The following is a 25,929-nucleotide window of genomic DNA, read 5'->3' as shown; positions in this document are numbered from 1 at the left end:
ACTAGAGTTAATAGATGCGAAACCGACAATTGATAGACCGCCTGATTGAACTGTCAAAAACAGCAGATCATCACGATATTCTGAATAAGATCACACAGGCTTTCAGTGAAGCCTATTCACCCTCTCTGGTTTTTGTAGGTGTGTTAGTTGATAGCCACGCTGAGCTGATTGAAGGCCATGCCGCTTTTCGTGGGGAGGAGCCTTCTGAACCCTGGGTGTACTGCATGACCGATCAACCCTGTGCACTGGTTTATAAAGGGAAAGAGGTCTCTATACCCTGTGATGTCCAGAAAGACTTCATCAAAAAAGAGGGTTCAGGATTAGAGAGCTTTCTTGGCTTACCGATCAACCACCCCACTGCGGGGACCCTTGCTCACTTTGCCGTCTATGACAGCCAGCCCAATCACTTTGATGACATCAAAGAGGAGACCCTCTGCCTCCTTCAAACGCTCATTGAACGGGAATACTGGCGTATTCATGCTTTGCGTGCAGAACGACTCGTTGACCTATTCAGCGACCTAGAAATCGGCATTCACCGCACCGAAACTGCAACCGAAAAAATAGTTGAGATAAACCCTTATCTATCAGAAAAAACAGGGGTTAAGATAAATGCTCAACAGGCTGTGCCAATCTGGTCAATGGATCTACTCAGCTCAGAGAACCAGATCAAGAATAGGGTTTATGACCAAAGCTTATCTCATGAGTCCCTCTATAAACTGAATGATGATCAAGAGTTCCCTGTTGAAGTGAGAACGATTTGTAACCCAGCGGACAGTCTAATGAGTGAACATTGGGTAAGCGTGGTACTGGATCAAACAGAGCGATTAGCAAGAGAGAAAGAGCTCAGACTTGCGTTAGAACAACTCAAAGCTAAACAGGAACAACAAAAACAGTTTTTCGCAGTGGTTGGACATGAATTGCGTACCCCTATTGCATCGATCAACATGCTACTTAAAGATGAATCGATACCCCGCGAAGAGATCGATACCTATTTAAAATCGACTGCCAGCAACTTACTGGACGTTTTAGAAGATCTTCGCTTTATTGGCGCACCAGAAAAACGAGTAGTTCAATTTAAAACAGCAACTCCGGAGTCCATTATTCAAGGTGTTTGCGCATCGCTTCATGGACTTCTGCTTCAACGCCAACAGCAATTGACTCTCAGCTTACATGAGTGCGGTCAATTTGCACTGCCTGTACAAGCCATTCGACAAATCTGCACAAACCTAATCAAGAATGCGTCGATTCACAGCGGGGGTCACCAGATTGCTGTCTCTCTGACACAAGCAAGCGATCAAAACCTGTTGCAAATCGTTGTTGAAGATGACGGCGTAGGCATCCCTAAAGAATCATTAGAGGATCTATTAAAGCCATTTAATCGAGGCAAAACTGACGCGGACGGTACAGGACTTGGGTTGTACATCGTAAAAGAGATTGCCAATGCTATTGAGGCTAAATTGGACTACAGCACTTCAGAGCTAGGGGGTGCAAAATTCATACTGGAATTTGCCGCTAATGAACCTGAGATTAAAAATTCATCGCAGATAAGAGATTCAATCAACTTTTCAGACATGCGAATTCTGATTGCAGAGGATAATAAGACGCTTCAGCTACTGACCCAAAAGATGTTAAGTAAAGTTGGTGCACATGTAGAGGTTGCTGATAACGGTCGTGAGGCGTTGCAGCTTGTACAAAGAGATAGTTTTGATTTGGTGATTACGGATCTGAACATGCCAGAAATGAATGGCTTGGAACTGATCGAGCAACTAACGAAACAAGATTTCAAAGGGACGATTTTGGGATGCACGGCGGCCATTACGGGTAAAGAGACAGACCAGATGATTAATAAAGGCGCCAAAGAGGTTATCACCAAGCCGATCTCATTGGATCAGATAGAACAGGCACTTAATTAGCAAAAAGAGAGCAAAAGCTCTCTTTTTTTGCGAATGAGAACCCAAGAAAAGAGCTATTTCTCCTCTTTCTCACCCTCTTGCTTAGCCGCTGGATTGAACATATTCCAAAACGCCATGTTCTGATCCGTCAATTTGTTCATCATCGTTAATGGATTGGCAGCGCCCATCATCGTCTCCATCTGGTCTCGAATACGATCTTGGTGCTCTAGAAAGGCGCTGATGCTCTGTTCTAGGTACTGGCTCATCATGCCCTGCATACTATCACCGTAGAAGCGGATGAGTTGCTGAAGCACCTGATTGGTTAGCAAGGTACCGCCCCCATCAGCCTCTTGCTCAGAGATAATTTGCAGGAGAATGTTGCGCGTTAAATCTTGGCCTGTTTTAGAATCCTGAACCTGAAAGGTCTCACCGTTCATTACCAGCTGCTTCACATCTTCAAGGGTCACGTAGCAGCTGCGAGAGGTGTCGTAGAGACGGCGGTTTGTATATTTACGAAGAATGCGCACAAAAGTACCTCAACAATTATTTATCGTTTTTATCACTGGTATTGCTGGTCATCATTCCGAAGAAAGCCTTTTGCATGGCCTCCATCGAATTTAGGCCTGAATTTAGATAGGGCTGCATTAAAGAGAGAGCGTCATAACCATCTGCGCCATTAAGCATCTGCTGTCTAAACTGTTCAACTAACTCTTTTTGAATTTCGGACACATCGGGTAGACCTAGGGTGCGGCGAAACTCTTCTGGGGTTAAATCAACATCTACACTGATTTTCATAACGATCTCCATCCAGCACTTTTAAGAAGCCTGTAGGCTTGAGCATAACGCGTTTATTTTCGCACTGCAAAAAAACCTTTTTAGCTATTTTGCTGCACTTTTGCCGGCAACTTACCGAAGGATATCAACAACAGAGCTACGAGGCTGGCTGCCGCCGCAAAGATGAAACTAACGCCAGAACCGAAGTGGTGCCAAAGGTAGCCAGCAATGATGGAACCAAACAGACCACCTAAGCCAAAGCCGAGGCTAGAGTGCAGAGCCTGCGCCCTGCCCTCGCTTCCAGCGGGAAAGAGCTGCTGCACAATACGAATGCCACTGGCATGCAGCACCGCAAAACTGGCAGCATGTAGCAGTTGAGAGAGTATGATAATTAGCAGTGAGTCAGACAGGGTTGCCATCATTAACCAGCGCAGCACTGCCAGCATTAAACTCGCCATAAAGACACTTACGAGCGAAAAGCGTTGCCACAATTTGTGCAACACAGCGAACATCGCTATCTCAGCCAGAACGCCTAAAGACCACAATAAACCTATGGATAAGCCGCTATACCCCTCTTGCTGCAGCAAGAGGGTGTAAAAACCGTTGTAGGGGCCGTGAGCCAATTGTGCAAAAAAGATCAGTGCAAAGAACTGTATCACTTCAGGACGTCTCATCACCTTTGCAACAGAGACAGATTTGGCGGAATTGATCGGTGCGGCAGCCGGCTTGGGAACCGTCCAGGTTGCAAAGTAGATAGCAATTAATACCACCAACAACCCAATAGGCACCCACTCGATCTGATCGTCTATGAACAACTCACCACCGATCAAGGTAGCCGCAATGAACCCAACGGACCCCCACAAACGAATTTTCCCGTAGCGATCTCGCTTCTCACCTAGATGACTTAAGGTAACTACTTCAAATTGCGGCAAAATCGCATTCCAGAAAAATGAGAAGCAGAGCATCGCAAGCAGCAGCGGCCAAAACCCCTCAATGAACAGCACCGGAACAAAGGCTAATACGGCCAGCAGTGCACCCAGTTTAACAACCCGCATGCGCTCCATATGACGATCGGCCACATAGCCCCAAATACTTGGAGCATAAAGCCTAGAGAGGTGAAACGCGCCTAATAGAAGTCCAATCTCCTCAGCATTGAAACCTTCATGGCTAAGATAGGGAGCCCAAAATGGCATCACCACGCCTAACAGTGAAAAGAAGGTGTAGTAGAAGAGTGAAAGTCTTAGCTCAAGGCGCATCGTTAACTACGCTCACCAAGTAAGAGGCGTAGTCCGAACATCAGATAAACAGTTCCACTTAAGCCATCTAAGGCTCTGATCACACCTCTATTGAACAGAAGATGACGGGCTCGATCGACACCTAATACCAAACCACCCTGCCAGACCATGGCAATACAAAAATGGATTAACGCCATCATCAGAGACTGTAGGAGAGGTGAATAGCCCGATACCAGAAATTGCGGTAACAGAGCCATATAGAAGAGTAAGGTTTTCGGGTTTAACAGATTGTTGAGAAAACCTTGGTAGAAGGCCGAGCGTAGAGCGCTTTCATTAGTAGCAGTTTCCAAAATCAATGCGCGTCCTCTGAACAGATCTTTAAACGCTTGCAGTGCAAGATAGATCAAATAGCCTGCTCCTAACATCTGCATGTAAAAGAACAGTGTTTCTGAACTGGCCAGAATGGCAGCCACGCCTAATGCACTCAATGTTCCGTGCACAAACAGCCCCAAGCAGATACCAAGACTGGCTAAAAACCCCTGGCTTCGACTGCCTACAGAGCGTCGCAATACCATCATCGTATCGACACCGGGGGTCAGTGTTAATAGGGTAATGGCCACCAGAAACGCGGCCCAAGGGAAGAGTTCAAGCATTAAAAAAGCCCAGTGCGATAACAAGTTTTCGTTATAACATCTGGGCTTGATGGGAGCTAGTCGATATTAAGAGAAATCGAGCGGACGCTCTCCATTTTCGTCACGGATCCATGTTGGCAGACCCATGTGGTTAAGATGATTCAGGAATGGACGTGGATCCAACTCCTCTACGTTAACCATCGTTTTACAATCCCATTCACCCGTCGCAATCAATAACGCAGCTGCAACCGGTGGAACACCAGCGGTGTAGGAGATACCCTGGCTACCGACCTCATTGTAGGCATCTTTATGGTCAGCAACGTTGTAGATGAACACTTCACGCTCTTGACCATCTTTAGTTCCTTTCACCTGATCACCTATACAGGTCTTACCGGTGTAGTTGGGTGCAAGTGACGCAGGATCTGGAAGACAAGCTTTAACCACTTTAAGAGGGACAACACTCTGCCCTTCAGCCGTTTCGATTGGCTGCTCAGAGAGAAGACCCAGATTCTTTAGAACCGTGAATACGGTGATGTAACGTTCCCCAAAGCCCATCCAGAAACGTACATTAGGACAACCTAGGTTGGCTGATAGAGAGTGGATCTCATCGTGACCCGTCATGTAGCTTGTGCGCTCACCCACCACAGGCAGATCGTCAGTACGACTGATCTCAAACATCTGGTTGGTTTGCCACTGATTGTTCTGCCAAGAGTAGACACGTCCGGTAAACTCACGGAAGTTGATCTCAGGGTCGAAGTTGGTGGCGAACCAGTGACCGTGATCGCCCGCATTGATGTCGATAATGTCGACTGACTCGAGCGTATCGAAGTACTCATTTTTAGCCAGTGCCGCATAAGCGTTTACGACACCTGGATCAAAGCCACAGCCCAAAATAGCCGTGGTGCCTGTCTCTTTACAGCGCTCGCGACGTTTCCACTCGTAGTTACCGTACCAAGGTGGGTTTTCACAAATCTTAAGTGGGTCTTCGTGAATAGCGGTGTCTAGGTAAGCGACACCCGTTTCAATACAGGCTTCAAGTACCGACATATTGACGAAGGCTGAACCGACATTAAGCACGATCTCAGAGCCCGTCGCTTTGATCAATGCAACCGTCGCGGCTGTATCCATTGCATCCAGTGCATGAGCCGTTAACTTGCCATCCACCTTCATTGCACCCTTCTCGTGGATGCTGTCGATGATCGCGTCACACTTCGATTTGGTTCTTGAAGCGATCGCTATATCACCGAGGATATCGTTGTGTTGGGCGCATTTATGCGCCACCACCTGGGCAACACCACCGCCGCCAATAATTAGTACATTCTTTTTCATAAGATCGCGCACTCCGATGCGTTACTTAACACTATTAAGAGAGGTTATCGACAAAGTCTTGATAACCAAATTCACGAACAAGTTTGATCGAACCATCAAACTCTTTAATGGCTATAGAGGGCATTTTCACACCATTGAACCAGTTTTTCTTAACCATGGTGTAGCCACCCGCATCCTCTATTGAGAGTCGATCACCGGCTTTAAGCTCATGATTAAAATTAAACTCACCAAAAATATCGCCTGCCAAGCAAGACTTACCGCACAGCTGATAGCTGTACTCACCATCACAAGGTGGCATACGAGCGTCCTCTCGATAGATCAAAAGATCGAGCATATGCGCTTCAATCGAGCTATCAACAATCGCTAGGTGCTTACCGTTGTAGAGTGTATCCAATACCGATACTTCGAGCGTTGTACTCTTGCTAATGGCCGCTTCACCAGGCTCTAAATAGACCTGAACACCATAGGTTTCAGAAAAGGACTTCAAACGCTGACAGAATTGATCAAGCGGATAGTCATCTCCGGTAAAGTGGATACCACCCCCTAGACTGATCCATTTCATTTTGGCAATCAGGTGGCCAAAGCGCGCTTCGATATCACTGAGCATGGCACTGAAACGCTCAAAATCGCCATTTTCACAGTTGTTGTGGAACATGAAACCGGAAATTTTATCGACTACCGTTTCGATACGCTCAGGGTCCCACTCACCCAGGCGGCTATACGGACGTGCTGGATCGGCAATGATGAACTCAGAGGTTGAAATACCCGGATTCACGCGCAAGCCACGCGTTTTCTCACGGCTCTGCTCTTCAAAGCGCTCAAACTGATTGATGGTGTTGAAGATGATCTTGTCACAGTTAGCGAGCACCTCCTCTATCTCATGATCGTCATAGGCGACCGAGTAAGCGTGTGTTTCACCGGGAAACTTGTCATGACCTAATTTAACTTCATAGAGTGAGGATGATGTAGTACCGTCCATATACTGCGACATTTGATCAAACACGGACCAGGTCGCGAAGCATTTCAGTGCAAGCAGTGATTTAGCACCCGAATGCTCACGTACGTAGGCGATCTTCTCCAGGTTCTTTTGGAGTTTCGATCGATCGATAAGGTAGTAAGGCGTTTTCAACATATGAGCAAATAATCAAGTTAATAGGGTGACAGGCTGAAAGCCAGTCACCGGTACACTCAGTTAACTACGGAGTCGCCGTGACTGGCTTAAGCCTGTCACCGACAGTACCAGCAACTCCATAAATTATGGATAAATTTTAAAGCTGACCCAGCACCGGCGTATCAACCGATACATCCGCATTTTGGCCGCGATGACGCAGCAGATGATCAACCAAAGTCAGAGCCATCATCGCTTCTGCAATGGGTGTGGCACGAATACCGACACAGGGGTCATGACGGCCTTTGGTAACCACCTCCACTTCATTACCAAACTTATCAATACTGCGTCCAGGCAGGCGCATGCTTGAGGTTGGCTTAAGCGCGATGTGCGCAATGATATCTTGGCCACTGGAGATACCGCCTAAGATTCCACCCGCGTGATTCGAAAGGAAGCCCTCTTTCGTCATCTCATCGCGATGCTCAGTCCCTTTTTGCGCAACCGATGCAAAACCATCACCAATCTCTACCCCTTTCACGGCATTGATACTCATCAGTGAGTGGGCAAGATCGGCATCCAAGCGATCGAAAATAGGTTCACCCAGCCCGACAGGAACACCCGAAGCAACGACAGAGATCTTAGCGCCCACTGAGTTACCCTCTTTGCGTAACTCGTCCATGTAGACTTCCATTTTTGCTGCAGCATCAGCATCAGGTGAGAAAAAGGGGTTATTACCCACTTCATTCCAATCAAACTGAGTGTGATCAATAGCGATAGGACCGAGCTGTGACAGGTAGCCACGAATTTCAATGCCCTGCTTCGCTAGTACTTTCTTCGCAATAGCACCGGCTGCTACACGCATCGCAGTCTCACGAGCCGAAGATCGACCACCACCACGGTAGTCACGGATACCGTACTTGTGATGATAGGTGTAGTCGGCGTGAGCAGGACGGAATTGATCTTTGATGTTGCCGTAATCTTTTGAACGTTGATCGGTATTCTCGATCAGCAAACCAATGGATGTACCGGTGGTCTTACCTTCAAAAACCCCAGACAGAATCTTCACTTGGTCTGGTTCGCGACGCTGCGTCGTGTGACGTGAGGTTCCTGGTTTACGACGATCAAGATCCAGCTGAAGATCCTCTTCACACAACTCAATCCCAGGAGGACAGCCATCGACAATGGCACCCAGTGCTGGGCCATGGCTCTCGCCAAAGGTGGTGATTGTGAAAAGCTTTCCGTATGTATTACCGGACATGGTCCTAATCCTTCTGTTTGAGCCGCAGCTCAGTCATTAAATAAATTCTTGGTGTGCACGAAGACTGGGAGCATCAATAACAAAGACACCATTACCGCCCTGATCGAGCTCAACCCATATTAGTGGAAGCTCAGGGTAAGCCTGCATTAGATGCACCTCTGAATTGCCCACTTCCACCACCAGAAGCCCCTGTTCACTCAGATGACGACCCGCCTCTCTCAAGATGCGGCGAGTAATATCCAAACCATCATCACCTGAACCTAACGCCATTTCAGGTTCATGCTGATATTCAGCAGGCATTGAGGCTACATCCAGAGCATCAACGTACGGGGGATTGGTGACGATTAGGTCGTAAACCTCACCTTCTAAATTGTTAAACAGATCACTGTGGACAACGCGCACACGCTCTTCCATCTCATGACGTGCCACATTGATATTAGCCACCGCAAGTGCATCGTCTGATAGATCGGCAAGATCTACCTCAGCTTGATCAAATGCATAAGCACAAGCGATACCGATACAACCACTTCCGGTGCAAAGATCCAGAACGCGCTCTACATCCACATCGCCCAGCCAAGGCTGGAACTGCTGTTCGATCAGCTGTGCGATCGGCGACCGCGGAACCAAGACACGCTCATCAACAGTGAATGGCAGTCCCATAAACCAAGCCTCACCGGTGATGTACGGTAGTGGTTTACGTTGCTGGCAGCGCTGCTGCACAAAATCGATGACACGCTCTCTTTCTGAGGGCAGAAGTTTTGCGTCTAACAGTTCAGCTGAACTATCCCACGGAAGATCAACCGCATTAAACACTAACTGCAGCGCCTCATCCCAAGCGTCTACATGGCCATGACCAAAATAGACTTGGTGACGGTTCATCTCACTGAGTGTCCAGCGAACGTAATCGCGAAGAGTGAGAAGTTGTTCGATCACTGCTTGATCTGAGCTCATGGCTAACCTGATAATATCCGAATCAAAAGTTGCCATAGTTTACCTGTAATCAACATGTCTGATAAGAGTGATAAGATCAGTGATTTCGCTTCTCTAAAGGAGCTTTTTAAGGATGTGACGCCGATTGAGCAGAATCGCGCTGATATTCAACGCCCCGTCAACAAACCCGATGAGGGATCGATTGAATATCGTCGACTGGCGGCCGCCGAAAAAGAGGAGCTTATCGTCGATGGGCTAAACTCTACTCATCACGAATTACTCAGTGCCGAAGAGAGCATTCTTTTTGCAGTACCCGGTGTTCAACTGAAGTTAATCAAACGGATGCAATCGGGTCACTTAGGTTGGGATGCTGGTCTTGATCTGCACGGATTTACCGTCGACCAAGCACGCAACGAGTTGCATCTGTTTATTAGGGATTGTCGTAAGCAGGGCCTCAAATCGATACTGATTGTTCATGGCAAATCCTATACTGACCCTAACAAACCTGCCCTTTTGAAGACTTACGTCAGCGAGTGGCTGCAACAGACAGAGGGCGTGCTAGCGTTCTGCTCTGCTCAGCCAAAAGATGGCGGAACCGGAGCACTCTACCTGCTTCTTAAATCGGATGAGCGTCATAAATCCAATCGGTAAACCTTTACCCAAGGGTGACATTGGCGTATGTTTGCCCGCTTAGTTGTTAACGGGCATAAATAGGCCCGAGAAAGGAATAGAGTCATGGAAAAAGCCTACGAAAACATCATTGAAGCGATTGGCGAAGATCTTAACCGCGAAGGTTTGTTAGATACGCCTAAACGCGCTGCAAAAGCGATGAAGTTTCTGACCAAAGGCTACGACCAGTCGCTTGAAGAGGTGGTTAACGGAGCGCTTTTCCCATCAGACAACTCTGAAATGGTGCTCGTGAAAAATATTGAGATCTACTCAATGTGTGAACACCACCTACTCCCTTTCATTGGCAAAGCCCACGTTGCATATATTCCACAGGGTAAAGTGATTGGTCTGTCGAAAATAGCGCGCATCGTAGACATGTACGCACGCCGTCTTCAGATCCAAGAGAACATGACCAAAGAGATTGCCGAAGCACTTCAAGAGGTGACCGGTGCTCTGGGTGTAGGCGTTGTGATTGAAGCGCAACACATGTGCATGATGATGCGCGGTGTCGAAAAGCAAAACGCGATGATGAAGACATCAATGATGCTGGGAAGCTTCCGATCTAATCCCGCAACACGTGCTGAATTCCTGTCACTGGTAAACTAGTCACCTCAGCTGTTTGGTGTCTGACTTCCAGTCTGACACCCAATCGGATCTTCTATTTAGCGATCACGACCACAGCAGATTGGTCGGCACCCAGCACACTGGGTGCTAATGCCCCTATTCCGTGTACTTCGAGTTGGCCAGTGGCTACGCCTGCCCTATCCAGGTAAGCCTTCACCTGTTCAACTAAGCGCATTGATTCCTGTTCAGCAATTCCTTGATCACTGCCCTGCTGATGACCGACCAATCGAATTGGCGAAAGATTTTGCTGCAGATGATCAGCTAACAGCTTAAGGGTTGGCTCTTCGATGTTGGGTAATTTAACCCAGCCACGTTCTTCTAGTAGCACCAACCAAGGCACCGCCTGTTCCGCTTCAGTGATCTGATCGAGGTGAAGATAGACACGTCGGTTACCCCGTCTTACCGCGTAAGCCGCAAGGTATTGATCATCCAGCTTAGCAGCAAAATAGCGTTGGTAGTCATCACGACCATAGAGGTCGGCATTATTAAATAGGTCATTCGCCCAGATATTACTGGTTCCGCAATCTCTACCATCACACTCAAACAGGATTTCACCTTTTTGGGTAATTACCTGATCACGAAGCACCTGCAGCAGTTCATGGGGATCAAATGATTTTGGCATCTCCCAGGTTGTACGCGTGAGTTGGCCCGACAGTTGCTGCTCTTTATCGATGCGAACATCTCGATTGATCTTAACGACAGCGCCTAAAGGAAAGCGATAATCTCGAACGGTTTGAGTGATCTGTTTATCGAGCTCAGCGGATGGGTCAATACTGATACCATTGGGCAGAGGAGCAGCCCCATTCGCAAACGCCATGGAGGAGAATAGAAACAGGGGTAACAGTCGATGTAACACTAGCCTAATCATTCAACACACTCACTCAACCAAAAAACTCATTAAATGCCGCAGCCATCTGTGGCACGACCTCATCCTCTAAGTGTAGATGATGCCCACCCGGCATCCATCTAAATTCGATATTTTTTACGAAGGGTAAGCGTGCTTGGGTCAGCTCCTGGCTCAAACCTGACTGACCCGCAATCACCAAAACAGGTGACTCTATCTGAGCAAGAGTGCTGCGAACCTGCTCTTCTGTTAAACGTACTGAAGAGCGCAATTTGAGTCTGGGATCCACTCGTATTCTGAGCTCTCCATTGGGCAGTTGTTCACTACTGCGCACCACTAAGCGCTCAGCCGCATCCACTGGCACAGGGAAGCGACCCGTTGCTCTTAACTTGGTCAGCAATGCTTTGGATTTAGCAGAAGCCTGTTTTTGAATCGACAAGTTATCCGTTATCGACTGGCTTAAATTCTCAGCAAATTGATCGGGGGCGTTTGTAAACGGAGCTAGGTTCTCTATCAAGCCAAGTGTTAACACCTGATCCGGAAATGTCCCGGCGTAGAGAGACGCCACACCAGCACCTAAAGAGTGAGCCAGTATTCGAATTGCCCCATCGGGTTGAAGTTGGCGCTTAACCGCATGAAGATCTTCTACATAACCCCAAACAGGATAGCCCGAATCCGCACTGCGCCAATCTGACTGACCATGCCCTGCCATATCGATAGCGACAACACGAAAACCCGCCAAGTGAGGCGCTAATTTGTAGTAACTCTCGGCATTATCTAGCCAACCGTGTAGTGCCAAAATCAACGGTTGGTCATCCTCACCCCACTGCAGTGCAGTAATGGTTCGACTGTGAACGGTAAACCTAATCTCTCTTGGATGAATCATGCTGTTTTCTATCAAATGTAAGCGGTAGGTTCAGGGGTAATGAGTAAACTGAGCAATGGAGCGACCCAGCCCCGCTGCAGGCAGATCACAATCGACCACCTCGATTTGAGCGGGCATAAACCCAACGCCAAAGCGACTTTCACCCTCAACGAGCGAGCTGAATAGACGACCCACCAAGGGCATGTGTGTCACTAATAGAACCCTGCTCTCATCGGGCAGAGATTGCAGATAGTTAAACACGGCTTCAGGCTCACCCTCAGGGGTAATCAGATCAAGAAGCAGAGCCTCCCGATTGGGCAGAAGGTTAGCTAATGTCTGCTGAGTACGCTGATAGGGGCTGACAAAGATGTGGGTCAATTCATCTAAGAAAGGCTGTAGACCTTCAGGGCGATTTTGCAGTGACGCCTCCCCATAAGGGGTTAAGCGACGTGATTCGTCTGGGAAGCCAGGGGCAGCCTCCGCATGACGCATCAATAGGATTCGCATGTTCAGGAACCCGAGAGTGTAAACTCAACATCGGCACTGTGGGCACCTTCCATCATCTTACCGATGACCACTTTGACGGGCGCCTGATTAAAGACTACCTCGTAGAGGCCACGCACAAGAGGCATGTAGACATCTTGCTGCTCTGCGTGCTCGCTCACCAACTTCAGTGTATTGACACCCTCAGCGACCTCTCCCAGCTCAGCCACTGCTTGATCCAACGACTTACCCTGCCCCAACGCATAACCAACTCGGTAGTTACGTGACAGAGGTGATAGACAGGTCACGACCAGATCTCCCACACCCGCTAATCCAAGGAAGGTCAATGGATTAGCGCCCATGCTCACCGCAAGACGACTCATCTCTGCTAGAGAGCGCGTGATCAGCATGCTTTTAGTGTTTTCACCCATACCCAACGCAGCACTCATGCCGGACGCAATGGCGTAGATGTTCTTCAAGGTGCCACCGAGCTCCACACCGAAGGTATCAGCGCTGGCATAGACACGGAAATAGCTAGACTGAAGAAGCTCTTGAACCGTCTCTCGAAGATTCTCATCGGTACTGGCAATGACCGTAGCGGTCAGTTCACGCTTGGCGATCTCTTTAGCCAGGTTAGGGCCACTGATCACACCCGATCGATGCGCTGGGCACTCCTGCTCCATGATTTGACTCATCAGACTGAAGCTAACAGCTTCGATGCCTTTGGTCGTGCTAACGATCAATTGTTCATCGTTGAGGTAGGGTTTAGCTTGATTCAGAACCGCTCGAAAGCCACTGCTTGGAATCGCAATAAAGACAACCTGAGCGTCTTTTAATGCGGACTCGATATCATCAGTCGCAACCAAGGAGTCGGCTAATGGGTAGTTGGGCACATAGCGATCGTTACAACGCTGCTGGTTAATATCATTAGCCAGTTCAGCTCGACGTACCCACAAGGAGGTCGGGATACCTTTTTCAGCCGTCATATTGGCGATGACGGTACCGAAACTCCCACCGCCTAACACGGCAACCTTAGTCACTGTCTGCATTACCTTTACCTAACTCAACCTAACCTAAGGAATCTAAAATTCGTTCAACCAACTTGAACAACATCGCAATCACATACCAAGAGATGATCGCTGCAACGAGAAAGAGGATCAGTTGAACCGGATCTCCACTATTGCTAAAGCCTAGCAATCCAATCACTGCGAAAAACGCACTGACAATCATGGCCACTATTTTTTGAATACCCGCTAGGCCGTGACGATCACCACTCATTAACTGCGAGACTCCTTATCGTCGTTCTCTTCAGTGATCTCTAAATCTAACTGCTCTTCGCTTGTCTCAGCAGCTCTTTCAAGGGGTAGCACATCAATCTCGCCAGCCGTCTCTTCTGATGAGACTTCCGTTAGGTCGACTGACTCATTTGCTAGAGGCTCTTCCGCCACTGGCGCGTCAACAACGGTTTCAGTTTCAGTCTCTGTCGCTTCCAATTCGGTCGACTCTGTTTCAACAGCCTCTTCCACTACAACACTGTTTGGATCAACCAGCAATTCAGCATCAGGGTGGATACAGTTCAATTTAACACCGGTCATCGACTCAATGTCTGGGATAAGGAACGAATCGTCTTCACAGGCAAAACAGATTGATTCACCGGTAGCGCCTGCACGGCCGGTTCGACCAATACGGTGAACATAGTCATCCGCATCTTCAGGAAGCTGATAGTTCACAACATGGCTCACACCATCAATGTGTATACCGCGACCAGCAACGTCGGTAGCCACTAGGACTTCGATCTTGCCACTGCGGAAACCCTCTAGGGTTTTGATGCGTTTGTTCTGTGGGATCTCACCCGACATCATGGCCGCTTTGACACCGTCTTTCTCTAGACGCTCTGCCAACTTACGCGTCTCATGACGACGGTTACAGAATACGATCGCTTTCTCGACGCCATTGATACGTAAGTAGTTACGCAGCAAGTTGTACTTCTCATCACTTGAGACAAGAAATACCGTTTGAGAAACGTTATCCGTAGTTTGATGCTCTGATTCGATCTCAATCGTGACCGGATCACGCGTCCACTGCGCCGCTAAACGCATAATCTCATCGGTGAAGGTTGCACTGTAGAGCAGTGTTTGACGCTCAGCGCCCTTACGCGGTGTTGAACGAATGATGGTACGCACATCGGGAATGAAGCCCATGCTCAACATACGATCAGCCTCATCCAGCACCAACACCTCTACGTTGTAGAGATCGATATCCTGATTTCTGACGAAGTCGATCAAGCGACCCGGTGTCGCGACCAAAATATCGACAGGCGCTTTGGCGAGTGCTGCACGCTGCACGTCATAATCCATGCCACCTACCAGCGAGACGATACTTAAACCAGTGTATTTACATAGGCCTTCTGCATCGGCTGCAATCTGCAGAGCCAACTCTCGTGTCGGTGCAATGATCAATGCACGGGGTTCACCCTTGCGCGGTTCAACATCCAACTTGAAGTCGAGAAGATCGGTAATGATCCCGATTAGAAAAGCTGCAGTTTTACCGGTACCGGTCTGAGCCTTACCAATGATGTCACGGCCTTGAAGTGCCGGCTTAATCGTTGCCGCTTGAATCGGAGTTGCGTACTCAAAGCCAAGTTCATGAATACCACGCATCAATGAATCTGGCAGGTAGAAATCGTGGAAACGATCCTTACCCTCTTGTGGCTCTACAACAAACTGATCAAGGTTCCACTCTTGTGAGCGACGAGGCTTGTCATCACGGGTTTTGCGTGGACGACGACGCTGGGTGCGACGGCGCTTATCATTTGAATCTTGGTTATCTTGTTGCTGTTCTGGGTTGGTATCTGTAGTCAAAACCGGGATCTCTCAATCAATAGATCATTCAAAATGGCGCGCAAAAGGAGGAAGCGCATCGATCAACTGCTGTCCATAACGACGTGTCACGACACGCCTATCAAGTAAAACAACACGACCGGAATCATTCTCCGTACGCAGTAATCTGCCTGCCGCTTGAGTTAGTTTGATAGAGGCTGCGGGTACACTTATCTCCATGAAAGGGTTACCACCGCGGGCTTCTATCCACTCAGCCAAGGTCGCATCCACAGGATCATCTGGAACACTAAAAGGCAACTTGGTAATGATAACATCTTTTAGGTAGTGACCGGGTAGATCTACACCCTCTGCAAACGACGCCAAACCAAAAATAACACTGGGTTCGTCACGATCAATTCTTGCTTTGTGCTCTACCAGCATCGCTTGCTTACTGAGCTCACCTTGAACGGTTAACCGTGACAGCAGCTTGGTATCGATTAACTCCTCGACTCGACGCATTTGGCGCCAAGAGGTAAACAGAACCAATACAGAGGTTAAATTGGGTAACTCTCGGTTAAGCCAATCAGCAACCTCTTCGGTATGAAGATCCGCTTTTGAAGGATCGAACTTCATTTTCGGGACATGCAAAACGGCCTTATTGGCGTAGTCAAAAGGACTAGGCATTCGCAGTGCTGGCGTATCCAAAGGGAGACCCAATTGAGTAAAGAGGGAATCAAACCGCCCAAGGGCCGTTAGCGTTGCTGAGGTTAAAACCGCACCGTAACACTGATCCCAGAGCAGATCTTGAAGATGGTTTTGAGCGGAGACAGGGGCGCTGTGAAGTTCAATATCGCGACCCGCTTCAGACTCATGACGAACCAACCACCTTGCAACTTTATCCTCTTCATTTTCAATATCTTGCGAAAAACTTCTACACAGCCACATCATCTTCTGGACACGGCTAAACTGGGTACTTAGCGGTGGCAACCAGCGCTCCCCTACACCCTTATCGAGTGCAGACTCTTCATCTTCCATCGCCCCTTTAAGGGCATTAATAATCTTCTCTAACTGAGGATCAACCTGTGATAAAAACTGAGCCAATTCACGTGTCAGGCTAGCCAAACTGTCGGGTACCCTGCCTTGCGGGTAGCGCAACCTGCGCTCATCCACCGGGAGTGGCAAAAACTGTTCAGAGACTAGATCGTCCAGACGCTGCAAATGCCCCTGAACCACATTGAGACTGGATTGAATACGACTGATTGGATCTTGCAAAACCAATGCAGAATCCGCTTCATCCAACAGCCCTTTTAACTGACGCTCCAGGGTTTTGAAGGCCTTTTCACTCGCTTTAACTCGCATAGAGAGCGCGAAGTGGTTAGTCGCCTTATCACCCAGATGATGCGCCTCATCAAATATGTAGATTGAATCGGCCGGTTCAGGAAGAATCGCACCACCGCCTAACGCCAAGTCAGCCAGTACAAGATCGTGGTTGACCACCAAGAGATCGGTTGTCTCAATATCGGCCCTAGCACGATAAAACGGACAGGCGTTGAAATGCGCACAGCGACGATTGGTACACTGCATATGGTCTGAGGTAAGCGGCATCCAGGTCTCATCATCCAGGTTGCGCTCTAGCTCATCACGATCACCCTTCCAACGACCACTGGCAAACTCATCCAACAGGCCGCTGTACTCTTTGATCTGTTCAGGCCCCAAAACTTGGGCCAACTCATCTTCAAACAGGGCTGACTGTGAAAGATCCTGCTGATTACTAAGAAGAGACTCTAATCGGCTAACACAGAGGTAGCGCCGACGCCCTTTGGCAATTTCGTACTTAAATTCAATACCAGCGTGCTCAGCCAACTCAGGAAGATCTTTCAATAAGAGCTGTTCCTGAAGTGCAACGGTAGCAGTGGAAATGATCAGCGTTTTACCTTTAGCCTGCGCTATTGGAAGTGCGGCCAGCAGGTAAGCAATGGTTTTACCGGTGCCCGTTCCAGCCTCTACGGCGACCAGATGATTTTCACCCAGACGCTGACCCGCATCGTCCGACAAGATACCACCCAACTGCCGTGCGACCGCTGCAATCATATGCTTTTGTGCATAACGAGCCTTTAAATCGCGAGCATTTAGAAATGCGCGATAAGCTGTCTGTATGGTGGTTTGGGTCTCTTTGTTAAGCACATCGCCTCCGAATTAGTTGGCCATCATACAAAAATACTGGATATACAAACAGAAAAAACTTGACGACATTTAAAATACTGTATAAAAATACAAATACTGAATAAACAGACAGTCATTTAAATTCCAATCAGTACTGTCATAGGGGGCGTTTATGAAGCTTACAAATCGTCAAGAAGAGGTGCTTGATTGCATCCGTCGCCATATTGATGAAACAGGATTTCCACCTACACGCGTCGATATTGCTCGCGATCTAGGGTTTAAATCTGCCAATGCAGCAGAGGAGCACCTAAAGGCCTTAGCACGTAAAGGGGCCATTGAGATGATCCCTGGCACCTCTCGCGGTATCCGTATCGTCGGTGAAGAGGAGGAGCAGGAGGGCCTAGCGATCATCGGTCAGGTTGCCGCAGGTGAACCCATCCTCGCTGAACAACACATCGATGATTACTGCACCATCAGTTCAGACTTCTTTCGCCCAAGAGCAGACTACCTACTCCGTGTCCGCGGCATGAGTATGAAAGACATCGGCATTATGGATGGTGATCTCTTGGCAGTTCACCAAACACGTGAAGCACGTGAGGGTCAGATAGTCGTTGCTCGTGTCGGTGAAGATGTCACGGTAAAACGATTCCACCGCGATGGTCACATGGTCTACTTGATAGCAGAGAACGAAGAGTTCGACCCGATTAAAGTTGATCTTCGTGAAGAGCAGTTAACCATCGAAGGCTTGGGTGTTGGCGTAATTCGTCAACAGAATGACTTTTAAAGGTAATCACCATGATTGCTTACAATCAATTTGCACAGAATGATGCGGGTCTTAAACCACTGGTTTTGACTGAGCTGATTCAGCACACCTCACAGGTAAATCTGAACACCATGCTTATGCCGATGCTTGCCGCATTAAGTCAAAAAGAGAGCTGGCTAGTTATGTTAGAGCCGCCAAAATCATTAACTAAGCAGGTGCTCGCGGATGCAGGCGTCGACCTTAAAAAAGTATGGATACTTCGTCGTGATAAGCGCCATGGTTTAGACAAACTGGCTCAGCGCGCACTGCAAGCGGGAACCTGTCACACACTGATCTGCTGGCACAACGACCCTGCCGATGACGCGTTAGTCAGCCAACTGAAACGCACACAGATCGCTAGCGAAACAGAGTGTCTATTGGTACGTAAAAAAATTTAGCCTCCCCCTTTGCTGCGTTGTAGCAAAGACCCCCATAGCCGCTCTTTGAGCGGCTTTTTTATTTAGCTTGAATCAGACCCAGAACCATCATAGGCTCAATAGAGAAGCACCACTTACAAGGAGAACAGTGTGGGATCGCACAAGCCAAATCAGCAGCCGTATCAGTTAACCGACTTCCCTATCCAAACATTTGATAAGATCCGTTATGCCGATACCGATCGTCAGGGCCAGGTGAATAATGCCGCATTCAGTACCTACCTAGAGACGGGCCGTGTCGAATTTCTCTACGATCCAAAAGACCCACTCGCCAATGACAATTGCGAATTTGTCATTGCCAGTCTGCATTTGAACTTTCTAGGTGAGATCACTTGGCCAGGACGTCTGGATATTGGCACCGGTGTAACTCGCGTGGGTACCAGCTCATTTGGACTCTACCAGGTGCTATTCCAAGATGATGTCTGTGTCGCGACGGCAGAGACGACCATTGTTCAGATGGATGTGAGCAGTCGCAAATCAGCCCCTCTTGGTGATGCAACAGGACACTATCTAAATGATCATCTTTTTGTGAAGGGTGTTGAAACGAAAGGAATGAACTGAGTTTACCACTCTTGCGCGTTAGAGCGATGTCTTAGGATCATCGCTCGTAACTGCTCAAACCACCCCTGCAACTCAGTCTCCAGTTGCTCCTCAAGGCTCGATTCTTTGGCCAAATCTATAATTGCTATGTCAGATTGGCTAGCGCTCTCTTGCGAGGGAGGTAGGGGTTTATGAATAGCTTTGATGGCACTGATCAACTTAGACAACCAACTACCGGAATCCTGACAGAGCAGCTCCATCTCATCCAACTCACTGGAATGGATTCCCTGTTGCTTAAAAGCCTTGCTCAATTCAGAGGGTGTCGACTGGGTCAGCAGGACACGCTCACGTTCAGCCAACTCATTAAGATAGGCTTTATAGGCGCTGTCTAAATGAAACAGCGCAGCCTCTTGCAGGCCACGAAGCTTCATACGATTGGTCGATTCACCGGTCAACTCAGTGTTGATACCCACCAGCGCGTATTGTGCAAACGCGAGTGTTTGATTCACACGCTGGGAGTATAGGTCAGCCATTAACGCTTCTTAGCTTTGGCTGCTTCAATTTGCCACATACCATTGGTGAAGTAAGCTCTCCAACCAGTCGCCTTACCGTCAACTTCCGTCATAAGGTACTGCTCTTTGGTTTTGCGGCTGTAACGTATTTGAGCGGGGTTACCCTGCTCATCTTGCTGAGGTCCTTCCATTAAGAAGTGATATTTAGGGTCAATCGCATTTTTATGTGGAATCAACTCTTTGACCAGAGGTGCACGGGTCTCACGATTACGTGGGAATTGGCTTGCTGCCAGGAATAGACCACTGGCTCCATCACGCAGGATGTAGGTATCGTCAACCTTCTGACACTTAAGCTCCGGCATCGGAACTGGATCCATCTTAGGCGGAGCCACTTCACCATTCTTGAGCAGCTTACGTGTGTTTTTACACTCTGAGTTGGTACAACCAAAGAACTTACCGAAACGGCCCGTTTTAAGGTGCATCTCAGCGCTACACTTATCACACTCGACTACAGGGCCTTCATAGCCCTTGATACGGTAGTTACCCTCTTCGACCTCAAAGCCGTCACAATCTGGGTTGTTACCACAGATGTGTAACTTGCGCTTCTCATCGATCAAGTAGGAGTCCATAGAGGAGCCACATTTACCACAACGGTGCTTCTCTAGAAGCAGACGTGACTCTGCCTCATCGTCTGCATCCACTGCGACAACCTCATCACCAGGAATCAGGTTGATGGTCGTTTTACAACGCTCTTTAGGTGGCAAAGCATAACCAGAGCAACCCAAGAAGACGCCCGTCGTTGCCGTACGAATCATCATTGGGCGCTGACATGCTGGACAGCTGATATCGGTCTCGGTTGGATCATTGGCACGCATGCCACCATCCGCTGATTGAGCCGCTTCCAGTTCGCCTTCGAACTGTGTGTAGAAGTTGTTAAGAAGATCCTTCCAGTTGATGTCACCATCTGCCACATCATCCAGCTTCTCTTCCATACGCGCGGTAAAGCTGAAGTCCATAAGGTCTGGGAAACTTTCAGCCAGACGATCCGTAACGATATCGCCCATTTTTTGTGCATAGAAGCGACGGTTTTGAACTTCGACGTAACCACGATCTTGAATTGTCGAGATAATCGCTGCGTAGGTGGACGGACGACCAATACCGCGCTTCTCAAGCTCTTTAACCAAACTCGCTTCTGTGTAGCGCGGTGCCGGTTTCGTAAAGTGCTGGCTAGGGTCCAAGGCTTTAAGTGTTAGTGATTCACCCACCTGCATGTCAGGTAGGATCTGATCTTCATCCGATTTACCGCGGAAGTTCATCACACGGGTGTAACCGTCGAACTGCAAGACACGACCTTTAGTGGTCAGCTCATAGGCACCCGCTTTCACTGTGACACGGGTACTTAGGTAACGAGCGGGTGTCATTTGACAGGCTAGGAATTGGTTACGAATCAGGTCGTACAGACGAACAGCGTCGGCATCGACACCATTCAATGTGTCAGAGGTAACATTGACATCCGATGGACGGATCGCCTCGTGCGCCTCTTGTGCGCCCTCTTTAGAGCTGTAGCGAATCGGCTGAGGTGGCAAGTATTCACCACCAAACTGAGAACCAATAAACTCTCGTGCCGCTTCAACCGCCTCGTTACTTAAGTTAGTCGAGTCGGTACGCATGTAGGTAATGTAACCCGCTTCATAGAGACGCTGAGCGAGCATCATGGTCTTCTTAACACCGAAACCTAAACGGGTGCTGGCGGCCTGCTGCAAGGTAGAGGTAATAAAGGGTGCAGAGGGCTTGCTGCTGGTTGGACGATCTTCACGATTAACGACCTCATAAGAGGCACTTTGCAGCGCTTTGACAGCAGCCATCGCCTGATCTTCATTGGTCGGTTTAAATGCCGCACCGGCCTGTTTAACGACCTCTAGACGAACCGCTTTATCACCTTGAGTCTGCGCATCCGCATGCAATTCCCAATACTCATCAGGAATAAAGGCACGAATTTCACGTTCACGTTCAACGACCAGGCGTACCGCAACGGATTGAACACGACCCGCCGACAGACCACGAGCGACCTTCTCCCAAAGAAGTGGAGAGACCATATAACCAACAACGCGATCAAGAAAACGGCGCGCTTGCTGCGCATTAACGCGGTTTAGGTCTAGATCGCTCGGTTTTTCGAACGCTTCATTGATCGCTTTCTTGGTAATCTCGTTAAAGACAACACGACGGTAGCGTGAATCGTCACCGCCAATCGCTTCGCGAAGGTGCCATGCAATGGCCTCCCCTTCACGGTCCAAATCGGTTGCTAGATAGATCTGATCAGCGCTCTTAGCTAGTTTGCGCAGTTCATCAACGACCTTCTCTTTACCGGGAAGGATCTCATAATGAGCTGCCCAATCCTTGTTGGGATCAATCCCCATACGGGCAATAAGCTGCTCTTTCTGTTTGCGCTTTTTATGCTCAACCTTCTGCTCTGGCGAGAGTTTGCGTGTCAAAGCAGCCTGTTTAGCGCGCTCTTTAGGATCAGACTTCTGGGCACTACCACTGGTCGGCAGATCACGGATGTGACCAACACTGGACTTAACCACGTACTGGTTACCAAGATACTTATTGATCGTCTTGGCCTTGGCTGGTGACTCCACAATTACCAGGGTTTTACCCATTTTTATCTACCTATTCAAAACTGTGTCTTTTTTTACAAATACGTGGAAACTGACTTCAGCGTCAAGTGAGCATTGCAAAAAATTTATCGGCGCAACAATACAGCGCTAAAAAATAAATGCAAATAAACGCCTTAATAATAAGTGCTAAGAGAGCTGTTTAGATCAGTGAAAATCGATCAACCTCTTCCCCAGACTCTAAACGCACTTTTTCAACAAACATCTCATAGGGACGCACCCAGAGATCGAAGTTGCCATAGAGTGTTCGATAGACCACCATCAACTCTTCTGTCTCTGAGTGTCTGGCGGTTCCAATCACTTCGTAGTCATTGCCTTTATAGTGTCTGTAAATCCCTGGGGTTAACTCGCCGCTCATTAAATCATCTCCGTTAACAGTTGATTGGCCTTTTCACCTAGCTCATCCAGTGCGCCAGCCCGCTCGGGTTCGCGCCAATAGAGCGTCAGGTGAATGGCGGTTGATTCAACCGCAACGACCTCTTCAGGCAACTGATCAAGCCAATCACTGAGCGCTTTCAGCTTAGTAGGACTCAACGATCTTTCACCCTTTGCCCAGGACCAGCCCTCAGGAAGGCCATCAGCGGCCATGGCGTCGACTCGAGCCACCATCCACTCAACCCACTGCTCTTTTGCTGATCGATCCAATTTGCCACGCAGCATACGGTAAGCCGCCATGTTGATAATTTCTGACTCCATCTCGCCCTTGGCTCTGGGTATCTCTAGACGCGATAGCTGCACCTGAAAACCGAGCTTGCGTGCCTCTAGTCTGAGCTTAGATTGGAAGCGCTGACGAGGACTTGGCATGACCCACATCATAGAACCGATCAAAGAGAGCATGATCAGAACAATAATTGCCCACTTCATATGTTAAAAACCTTCTTGTCTGCTATTAATAGTAGTAGGGACTAAACAGGGAGAATCACCATGAGTCACTACAATCGTATTCTTGTTGCCATCGACCTTTCTGAAGAGTCTGGTGTTGTGCTTGAAAGAGCCAAACTGCTAGCCGAACAGAATCAAGCTGAGCTCAATCTGATTCATGTGGTCGAGATTGTCAGCTACGCCTATGGCGGTGAGATCCCTGTCGACATTGCCGACATCCAAACTCAAATTGAGAACCACGCCGAGTCTAAACTGAGCGCCCTTGCCACCAGCCTTGGCTACCCTGTTAATAAAGCGATTGTCGCAACGGGCAACACTGGTTCAGAGATTCATGCCGTCGCGAAAGATCTTAAAACTGATCTCATCGTGATTGGCTCTCACGGTCGCCATGGTCTATCGCTGTTACTTGGGTCCACCTCCAATGGCGTTCTGCACGGCGCAGAGTGCGATATTCTGGCCGTACGATTGGGGCATTAACCCTCAGCCATCGCCTCTAACTCCATCCAGCGCTCCATCTGCGTCTCCAGCTGGGCTTCTAGAGTGCTTAACTTTTCAAGTTCAGCGGTGACCTCTTCATGAGGTCGCTGATAAAAGTCCGCTGAACCACAAACGGCCTGCTGCGCTTCAACGGCCGCTTCAGTCTGCTCCATCTGTTCTGGAAGCATGTCCAACTCTCGCTGCAGTTTATAGGAGAGTTTAACGGGCTTTTTAGCCTCTGCAGCTTCCTTTTTACCCGGTTTAGCTGGCTCAGATTTTGGTACAACACTCTGAGTCACTACATTTTTAGGTCGCTGACGTAACCAGTCGTTGTAACCGCCCACATATTCACGAATGACACCCTCACCCTCAAACGCAAGCGTGCTGGTGACGATGTTATCGAGGAATTGACGATCATGGCTCACCAACAAAAGAGTCCCTTGATAGTCGAGCAGAATCTCTTCGAGCAGCTCCAGTGTCTCGACATCCAAGTCATTGGTCGGCTCATCGAGCACCAACAGGTTCGAGGGCTGACTGAACAACTTAGCCAACATCACGCGGTTAGTCTCGCCGCCGGACAGGGCTTTAACCGGTGTGCGCGCTCGCTCTGGTGTGAACAGGAAATCTTGAAGATAACTGATGATATGACGTGATCGACCGTTAATATCGATACTTTCACGACCGCCTGAGACGTTATCGATGATGCTCTTCTCGGGGTCCACTTGGCCACGCAGCTGATCGAAATAACCCACCACCAGTTGGCTACCAAGGCGCACATCCCCCTGATCCGGAGCCTGCTCCCCTAAAATCAACTTAAGCAGCGAACTCTTACCAATACCGTTCGGACCAATCAGACCGATGCGATCGCCTCGCTGAATACGCACTGACAGATCCTTAACGACTGGCTGTCCCGCATAACTCAGCGAGACATTCTGCAGCTCGGCCACCAACTTACCCGAGCGAACCGCCTCTTCCACATCGAACTTGGCTTTACCTTGGCGTTCACGGCGCTCGGATCGCTCAACACGCAGCTGCTTCAGAGCACGAACACGTCCCTCGTTACGGGTACGACGAGCTTTGATGCCTTGACGTATCCACGCCTCTTCCTGCGCCAATTTTTTATCAAACAGAGCAGCCTGCTTGGCCTCCTCCTCGAGCAATTTCTCTTTTTGCGTAAGGTAGGTTGCATAACTGCCTGGAAAGTCGACCAACTGACCTCGGTCTAACTCAATAATACGGGTTGCTAAACGCTCGACTAGAGCACGGTCGTGCGAGATAAATAGAAGCCCGCCTTTGTAAGCGGCTAATACCTCTTCTAACCACTCGATGGTCTCAATATCCAAGTGGTTGGTTGGCTCATCCAGCAGCAACAGATCAGGGCTTTGAACCAGTGCAGCCCCTAAGGCAGCTCGACGGCGCCAGCCACCTGAGAGTTCAGACATCAGCTTTTCGCCAGGTAGCTGAAGTTGACTAAGAATGCGATCCACACGCGTCTCAAGTGACCAAGCATCACGGGCTTCCAGATCATGCTGAAGACGCTCCAACTCATCGAGCGAAGCATTACTGTTAGCCAGTAATGTCTCGTAGCGATCTCGCAACTCAACCAGATCAGCCAAACCTGCTTCTACAACACTGCGAACCGATCGTTCATCGGCCGCGGGTAGGCTCTGTGGTAACTGAGCAATTCGAGCGGTTGGGCTGCGCCAAATGACACCGCTATCAACGTCCATTTCACCCGAAACGATTTTTAGTAGGGTTGATTTACCCGTACCGTTAATACCGACCAGCGCTACTCGCTCACCCGCCTCAATTTGCAGGTTTGCGTTGTCTAAAATTGCTCGGGTACCAAAGGCCAGAGAGACCTGATCAAATCGAATAAATGCCATGTGAGTCGCTTAATTGTAAAACTGGTCGCGTAGTTTAACTCAGTTGCTAAAAATTAACCTGACAAGGGGTGAAATTTTTGCAGATTTAAACCATAG

Annotated in this window: 26 protein-coding genes and 1 pseudogene; 7 read left to right on the top strand and 20 right to left on the bottom strand. The window is 48.7% G+C overall.

What is annotated here, in order from left to right:
- Positions 1-14: 14 nt before the first annotated feature.
- Positions 15-1,913, top strand: coding sequence for a hybrid sensor histidine kinase/response regulator (locus XMG48_RS04245; RefSeq protein WP_173480826.1), 1,899 nt, complete (start codon positions 15-17; stop codon positions 1,911-1,913).
- A gap of 53 nt (positions 1,914-1,966) precedes the next feature.
- On the opposite strand, the gene phaR is transcribed toward XMG48_RS04245, so the two are convergent.
- From phaR to prmB, 8 genes are all read right to left on the bottom strand, one after another.
- Positions 1,967-2,419: a polyhydroxyalkanoate synthesis repressor PhaR gene (gene phaR / locus XMG48_RS04240; protein ID WP_173480825.1), complete on the bottom strand. Its 453-nt coding sequence runs from the start codon at positions 2,417-2,419 to the stop codon at positions 1,967-1,969.
- A gap of 16 nt (positions 2,420-2,435) precedes the next feature.
- The gene (locus XMG48_RS04235) at positions 2,436-2,687 is read right to left on the bottom strand and encodes a DUF6489 family protein (protein WP_173480824.1); all 252 of its coding nucleotides are present in this window, start codon (positions 2,685-2,687) and stop codon (positions 2,436-2,438) included.
- Between the two features lie 80 nt (positions 2,688-2,767).
- Positions 2,768-3,922: an MFS transporter gene (locus XMG48_RS04230; RefSeq protein WP_173480823.1), complete on the bottom strand. Its 1,155-nt coding sequence runs from the start codon at positions 3,920-3,922 to the stop codon at positions 2,768-2,770.
- A gap of 2 nt (positions 3,923-3,924) precedes the next feature.
- A complete protein-coding gene (locus XMG48_RS04225; RefSeq protein WP_173480822.1) occupies positions 3,925-4,554 on the bottom strand; it encodes a LysE family translocator in 630 nt (209 codons plus the stop codon).
- Positions 4,555-4,620: 66 nt separating this feature from the next.
- Positions 4,621-5,862, bottom strand: a complete 1,242-nt coding sequence (locus tag XMG48_RS04220; RefSeq protein WP_173480821.1) for a saccharopine dehydrogenase family protein — start codon at positions 5,860-5,862, stop codon at positions 4,621-4,623.
- Between the two features lie 34 nt (positions 5,863-5,896).
- Positions 5,897-6,994, bottom strand: coding sequence for a carboxynorspermidine decarboxylase (locus XMG48_RS04215; protein ID WP_173480820.1), 1,098 nt, complete (start codon positions 6,992-6,994; stop codon positions 5,897-5,899).
- Positions 6,995-7,130: 136 nt separating this feature from the next.
- Positions 7,131-8,228 carry a chorismate synthase gene (gene aroC / locus XMG48_RS04210; protein ID WP_173480819.1) on the bottom strand — a complete coding sequence of 366 codons (1,098 nt, stop codon included), beginning with the start codon at positions 8,226-8,228 and terminating at the stop codon, positions 7,131-7,133.
- Between the two features lie 36 nt (positions 8,229-8,264).
- Positions 8,265-9,179, bottom strand: coding sequence for a 50S ribosomal protein L3 N(5)-glutamine methyltransferase (prmB, locus tag XMG48_RS04205; RefSeq protein ID WP_173480818.1), 915 nt, complete (start codon positions 9,177-9,179; stop codon positions 8,265-8,267).
- Positions 9,180-9,233: 54 nt separating this feature from the next.
- On the opposite strand from prmB, the gene XMG48_RS04200 reads away from it, so the two are divergent.
- Positions 9,234-9,809: a Smr/MutS family protein gene (locus XMG48_RS04200; RefSeq protein ID WP_173480817.1), complete on the top strand. Its 576-nt coding sequence runs from the start codon at positions 9,234-9,236 to the stop codon at positions 9,807-9,809.
- Between the two features lie 84 nt (positions 9,810-9,893).
- Positions 9,894-10,433 (top strand): GTP cyclohydrolase I FolE, encoded by a 540-nt coding sequence (gene folE / locus XMG48_RS04195; protein ID WP_173480816.1) that lies wholly within the window; start codon positions 9,894-9,896, stop codon positions 10,431-10,433.
- A 52-nt stretch (positions 10,434-10,485) separates the two neighbouring features.
- Here folE and XMG48_RS04190 read toward each other — a convergent pair whose 3' ends face one another.
- The 7 genes and pseudogenes from XMG48_RS04190 to dinG form a co-directional block, all read right to left on the bottom strand.
- Complete coding sequence (locus tag XMG48_RS04190) at positions 10,486-11,307, bottom strand: DUF4892 domain-containing protein (protein ID WP_173480815.1); 822 nt, start codon at positions 11,305-11,307, stop codon at positions 10,486-10,488.
- Positions 11,308-11,332: 25 nt separating this feature from the next.
- Positions 11,333-12,181 carry an alpha/beta fold hydrolase gene (locus XMG48_RS04185; RefSeq protein WP_173480814.1) on the bottom strand — a complete coding sequence of 283 codons (849 nt, stop codon included), beginning with the start codon at positions 12,179-12,181 and terminating at the stop codon, positions 11,333-11,335.
- A gap of 30 nt (positions 12,182-12,211) precedes the next feature.
- Positions 12,212-12,667: a histidine phosphatase family protein gene (locus tag XMG48_RS04180; RefSeq protein ID WP_173480813.1), complete on the bottom strand. Its 456-nt coding sequence runs from the start codon at positions 12,665-12,667 to the stop codon at positions 12,212-12,214.
- A gap of 2 nt (positions 12,668-12,669) precedes the next feature.
- On the bottom strand, positions 12,670-13,692 hold the full coding sequence (locus XMG48_RS04175) for an NAD(P)H-dependent glycerol-3-phosphate dehydrogenase (protein ID WP_173480812.1): 1,023 nt from the start codon (positions 13,690-13,692) through the stop codon (positions 12,670-12,672).
- Between the two features lie 19 nt (positions 13,693-13,711).
- A complete protein-coding gene (locus XMG48_RS04170; protein WP_173480811.1) occupies positions 13,712-13,921 on the bottom strand; it encodes a hypothetical protein in 210 nt (69 codons plus the stop codon).
- Between the two features lie 269 nt (positions 13,922-14,190).
- Positions 14,191-15,504, bottom strand: a pseudogene (locus XMG48_RS04165) (DEAD/DEAH box helicase); the annotation flags it as partial.
- A gap of 24 nt (positions 15,505-15,528) precedes the next feature.
- On the bottom strand, positions 15,529-17,646 hold the full coding sequence (dinG, locus tag XMG48_RS04160) for an ATP-dependent DNA helicase DinG (protein WP_173480809.1): 2,118 nt from the start codon (positions 17,644-17,646) through the stop codon (positions 15,529-15,531).
- A 151-nt stretch (positions 17,647-17,797) separates the two neighbouring features.
- Here dinG and lexA point away from each other — a divergent pair, with 151 nt between their 5' ends.
- The 3 genes from lexA (at position 17,798) to XMG48_RS04145 (ending at position 19,422) form a co-directional block, all read left to right on the top strand.
- Positions 17,798-18,409 carry a transcriptional repressor LexA gene (gene lexA, locus XMG48_RS04155; RefSeq protein ID WP_173480808.1) on the top strand — a complete coding sequence of 204 codons (612 nt, stop codon included), beginning with the start codon at positions 17,798-17,800 and terminating at the stop codon, positions 18,407-18,409.
- A gap of 11 nt (positions 18,410-18,420) precedes the next feature.
- The gene (locus XMG48_RS04150; RefSeq protein WP_173480807.1) at positions 18,421-18,825 is read left to right on the top strand and encodes a SulA-like leucine-rich domain-containing protein; all 405 of its coding nucleotides are present in this window, start codon (positions 18,421-18,423) and stop codon (positions 18,823-18,825) included.
- Between the two features lie 129 nt (positions 18,826-18,954).
- Entirely contained in the window at positions 18,955-19,422 is a 468-nt protein-coding gene (locus tag XMG48_RS04145; RefSeq protein WP_173480806.1) for a thioesterase family protein, read from the top strand.
- A gap of 2 nt (positions 19,423-19,424) precedes the next feature.
- On the opposite strand, the gene XMG48_RS04140 is transcribed toward XMG48_RS04145, so the two are convergent.
- The 4 genes from XMG48_RS04140 to XMG48_RS04125 all read right to left on the bottom strand — a co-directional run bounded on the left by XMG48_RS04140 (position 19,425) and on the right by XMG48_RS04125 (position 23,452).
- Positions 19,425-19,934: a DUF6586 family protein gene (locus tag XMG48_RS04140; RefSeq protein ID WP_173480805.1), complete on the bottom strand. Its 510-nt coding sequence runs from the start codon at positions 19,932-19,934 to the stop codon at positions 19,425-19,427.
- The gene (gene topA / locus XMG48_RS04135) at positions 19,934-22,573 is read right to left on the bottom strand and encodes a type I DNA topoisomerase (RefSeq protein WP_173480804.1); all 2,640 of its coding nucleotides are present in this window, start codon (positions 22,571-22,573) and stop codon (positions 19,934-19,936) included. The genes XMG48_RS04140 and topA overlap by 1 nt, the downstream gene beginning before the upstream one ends.
- 157 nt (positions 22,574-22,730) lie before the next feature.
- Complete coding sequence (locus XMG48_RS04130; protein ID WP_173480803.1) at positions 22,731-22,946, bottom strand: DUF1653 domain-containing protein; 216 nt, start codon at positions 22,944-22,946, stop codon at positions 22,731-22,733.
- The gene (locus XMG48_RS04125) at positions 22,946-23,452 is read right to left on the bottom strand and encodes a hypothetical protein (protein WP_173480802.1); all 507 of its coding nucleotides are present in this window, start codon (positions 23,450-23,452) and stop codon (positions 22,946-22,948) included. The genes XMG48_RS04130 and XMG48_RS04125 overlap by 1 nt, the downstream gene beginning before the upstream one ends.
- Positions 23,453-23,512: 60 nt before the next feature.
- Between XMG48_RS04125 and XMG48_RS04120 the strand changes: the two genes are divergently transcribed.
- Complete coding sequence (locus XMG48_RS04120; RefSeq protein WP_173480801.1) at positions 23,513-23,947, top strand: universal stress protein; 435 nt, start codon at positions 23,513-23,515, stop codon at positions 23,945-23,947.
- Here the strand turns inward: XMG48_RS04120 and XMG48_RS04115 are convergent.
- Positions 23,944-25,833, bottom strand: a complete 1,890-nt coding sequence (locus XMG48_RS04115) for an ATP-binding cassette domain-containing protein (RefSeq protein WP_173480800.1) — start codon at positions 25,831-25,833, stop codon at positions 23,944-23,946. The genes XMG48_RS04120 and XMG48_RS04115 overlap by 4 nt on opposite strands.
- Positions 25,834-25,929: the final 96 nt, after the last annotated feature.

Origin of the sequence: Marinobacterium sp. xm-g-48, from assembly GCF_013282925.1 — a bacterium.
Taxonomy (GTDB): Bacteria; Pseudomonadota; Gammaproteobacteria; order Pseudomonadales; family Balneatricaceae; genus Marinobacterium_E.
The sequence above is the reverse complement of the archived record's forward strand: the minus strand, read 5'-3'. Positions and strand labels throughout refer to the sequence as shown.

Bases quoted from the DNA above. Each gene is read 5' to 3' on its own strand.
- prmB (WP_173480818.1), bottom strand. From the start codon at position 9,179: ATGAGCTCAGATCAAGCAGTGATCGAACAACTTCTCACTCTTCGCGAT.
- aroC (WP_173480819.1), bottom strand. From the start codon at position 8,228: ATGTCCGGTAATACATACGGAAAGCTTTTCACAATCACCACCTTTGGC.
- XMG48_RS04230 (WP_173480823.1), bottom strand. From the start codon at position 3,922: ATGCGCCTTGAGCTAAGACTTTCACTCTTCTACTACACCTTCTTTTCA.
- XMG48_RS04215 (WP_173480820.1), bottom strand. From the start codon at position 6,994: ATGTTGAAAACGCCTTACTACCTTATCGATCGATCGAAACTCCAAAAG.
- XMG48_RS04235 (WP_173480824.1), bottom strand. From the start codon at position 2,687: ATGAAAATCAGTGTAGATGTTGATTTAACCCCAGAAGAGTTTCGCCGC.
- topA (WP_173480804.1), bottom strand. From the start codon at position 22,573: ATGGGTAAAACCCTGGTAATTGTGGAGTCACCAGCCAAGGCCAAGACG.
- XMG48_RS04225 (WP_173480822.1), bottom strand. From the start codon at position 4,554: ATGCTTGAACTCTTCCCTTGGGCCGCGTTTCTGGTGGCCATTACCCTA.
- XMG48_RS04115 (WP_173480800.1), bottom strand. From the start codon at position 25,833: ATGGCATTTATTCGATTTGATCAGGTCTCTCTGGCCTTTGGTACCCGA.
- XMG48_RS04120 (WP_173480801.1), top strand. From the start codon at position 23,513: ATGAGTCACTACAATCGTATTCTTGTTGCCATCGACCTTTCTGAAGAG.
- lexA (WP_173480808.1), top strand. From the start codon at position 17,798: ATGAAGCTTACAAATCGTCAAGAAGAGGTGCTTGATTGCATCCGTCGC.
- XMG48_RS04245 (WP_173480826.1), top strand. From the start codon at position 15: ATGCGAAACCGACAATTGATAGACCGCCTGATTGAACTGTCAAAAACA.
- XMG48_RS04180 (WP_173480813.1), bottom strand. From the start codon at position 12,667: ATGCGAATCCTATTGATGCGTCATGCGGAGGCTGCCCCTGGCTTCCCA.
- XMG48_RS04140 (WP_173480805.1), bottom strand. From the start codon at position 19,934: ATGGCTGACCTATACTCCCAGCGTGTGAATCAAACACTCGCGTTTGCA.
- XMG48_RS04150 (WP_173480807.1), top strand. From the start codon at position 18,421: ATGATTGCTTACAATCAATTTGCACAGAATGATGCGGGTCTTAAACCA.
- XMG48_RS04130 (WP_173480803.1), bottom strand. From the start codon at position 22,946: ATGAGCGGCGAGTTAACCCCAGGGATTTACAGACACTATAAAGGCAAT.
- XMG48_RS04175 (WP_173480812.1), bottom strand. From the start codon at position 13,692: ATGCAGACAGTGACTAAGGTTGCCGTGTTAGGCGGTGGGAGTTTCGGT.
- folE (WP_173480816.1), top strand. From the start codon at position 9,894: ATGGAAAAAGCCTACGAAAACATCATTGAAGCGATTGGCGAAGATCTT.
- XMG48_RS04170 (WP_173480811.1), bottom strand. From the start codon at position 13,921: ATGAGTGGTGATCGTCACGGCCTAGCGGGTATTCAAAAAATAGTGGCC.
- XMG48_RS04125 (WP_173480802.1), bottom strand. From the start codon at position 23,452: ATGAAGTGGGCAATTATTGTTCTGATCATGCTCTCTTTGATCGGTTCT.
- XMG48_RS04200 (WP_173480817.1), top strand. From the start codon at position 9,234: ATGTCTGATAAGAGTGATAAGATCAGTGATTTCGCTTCTCTAAAGGAG.
- XMG48_RS04185 (WP_173480814.1), bottom strand. From the start codon at position 12,181: ATGATTCATCCAAGAGAGATTAGGTTTACCGTTCACAGTCGAACCATT.
- XMG48_RS04220 (WP_173480821.1), bottom strand. From the start codon at position 5,862: ATGAAAAAGAATGTACTAATTATTGGCGGCGGTGGTGTTGCCCAGGTG.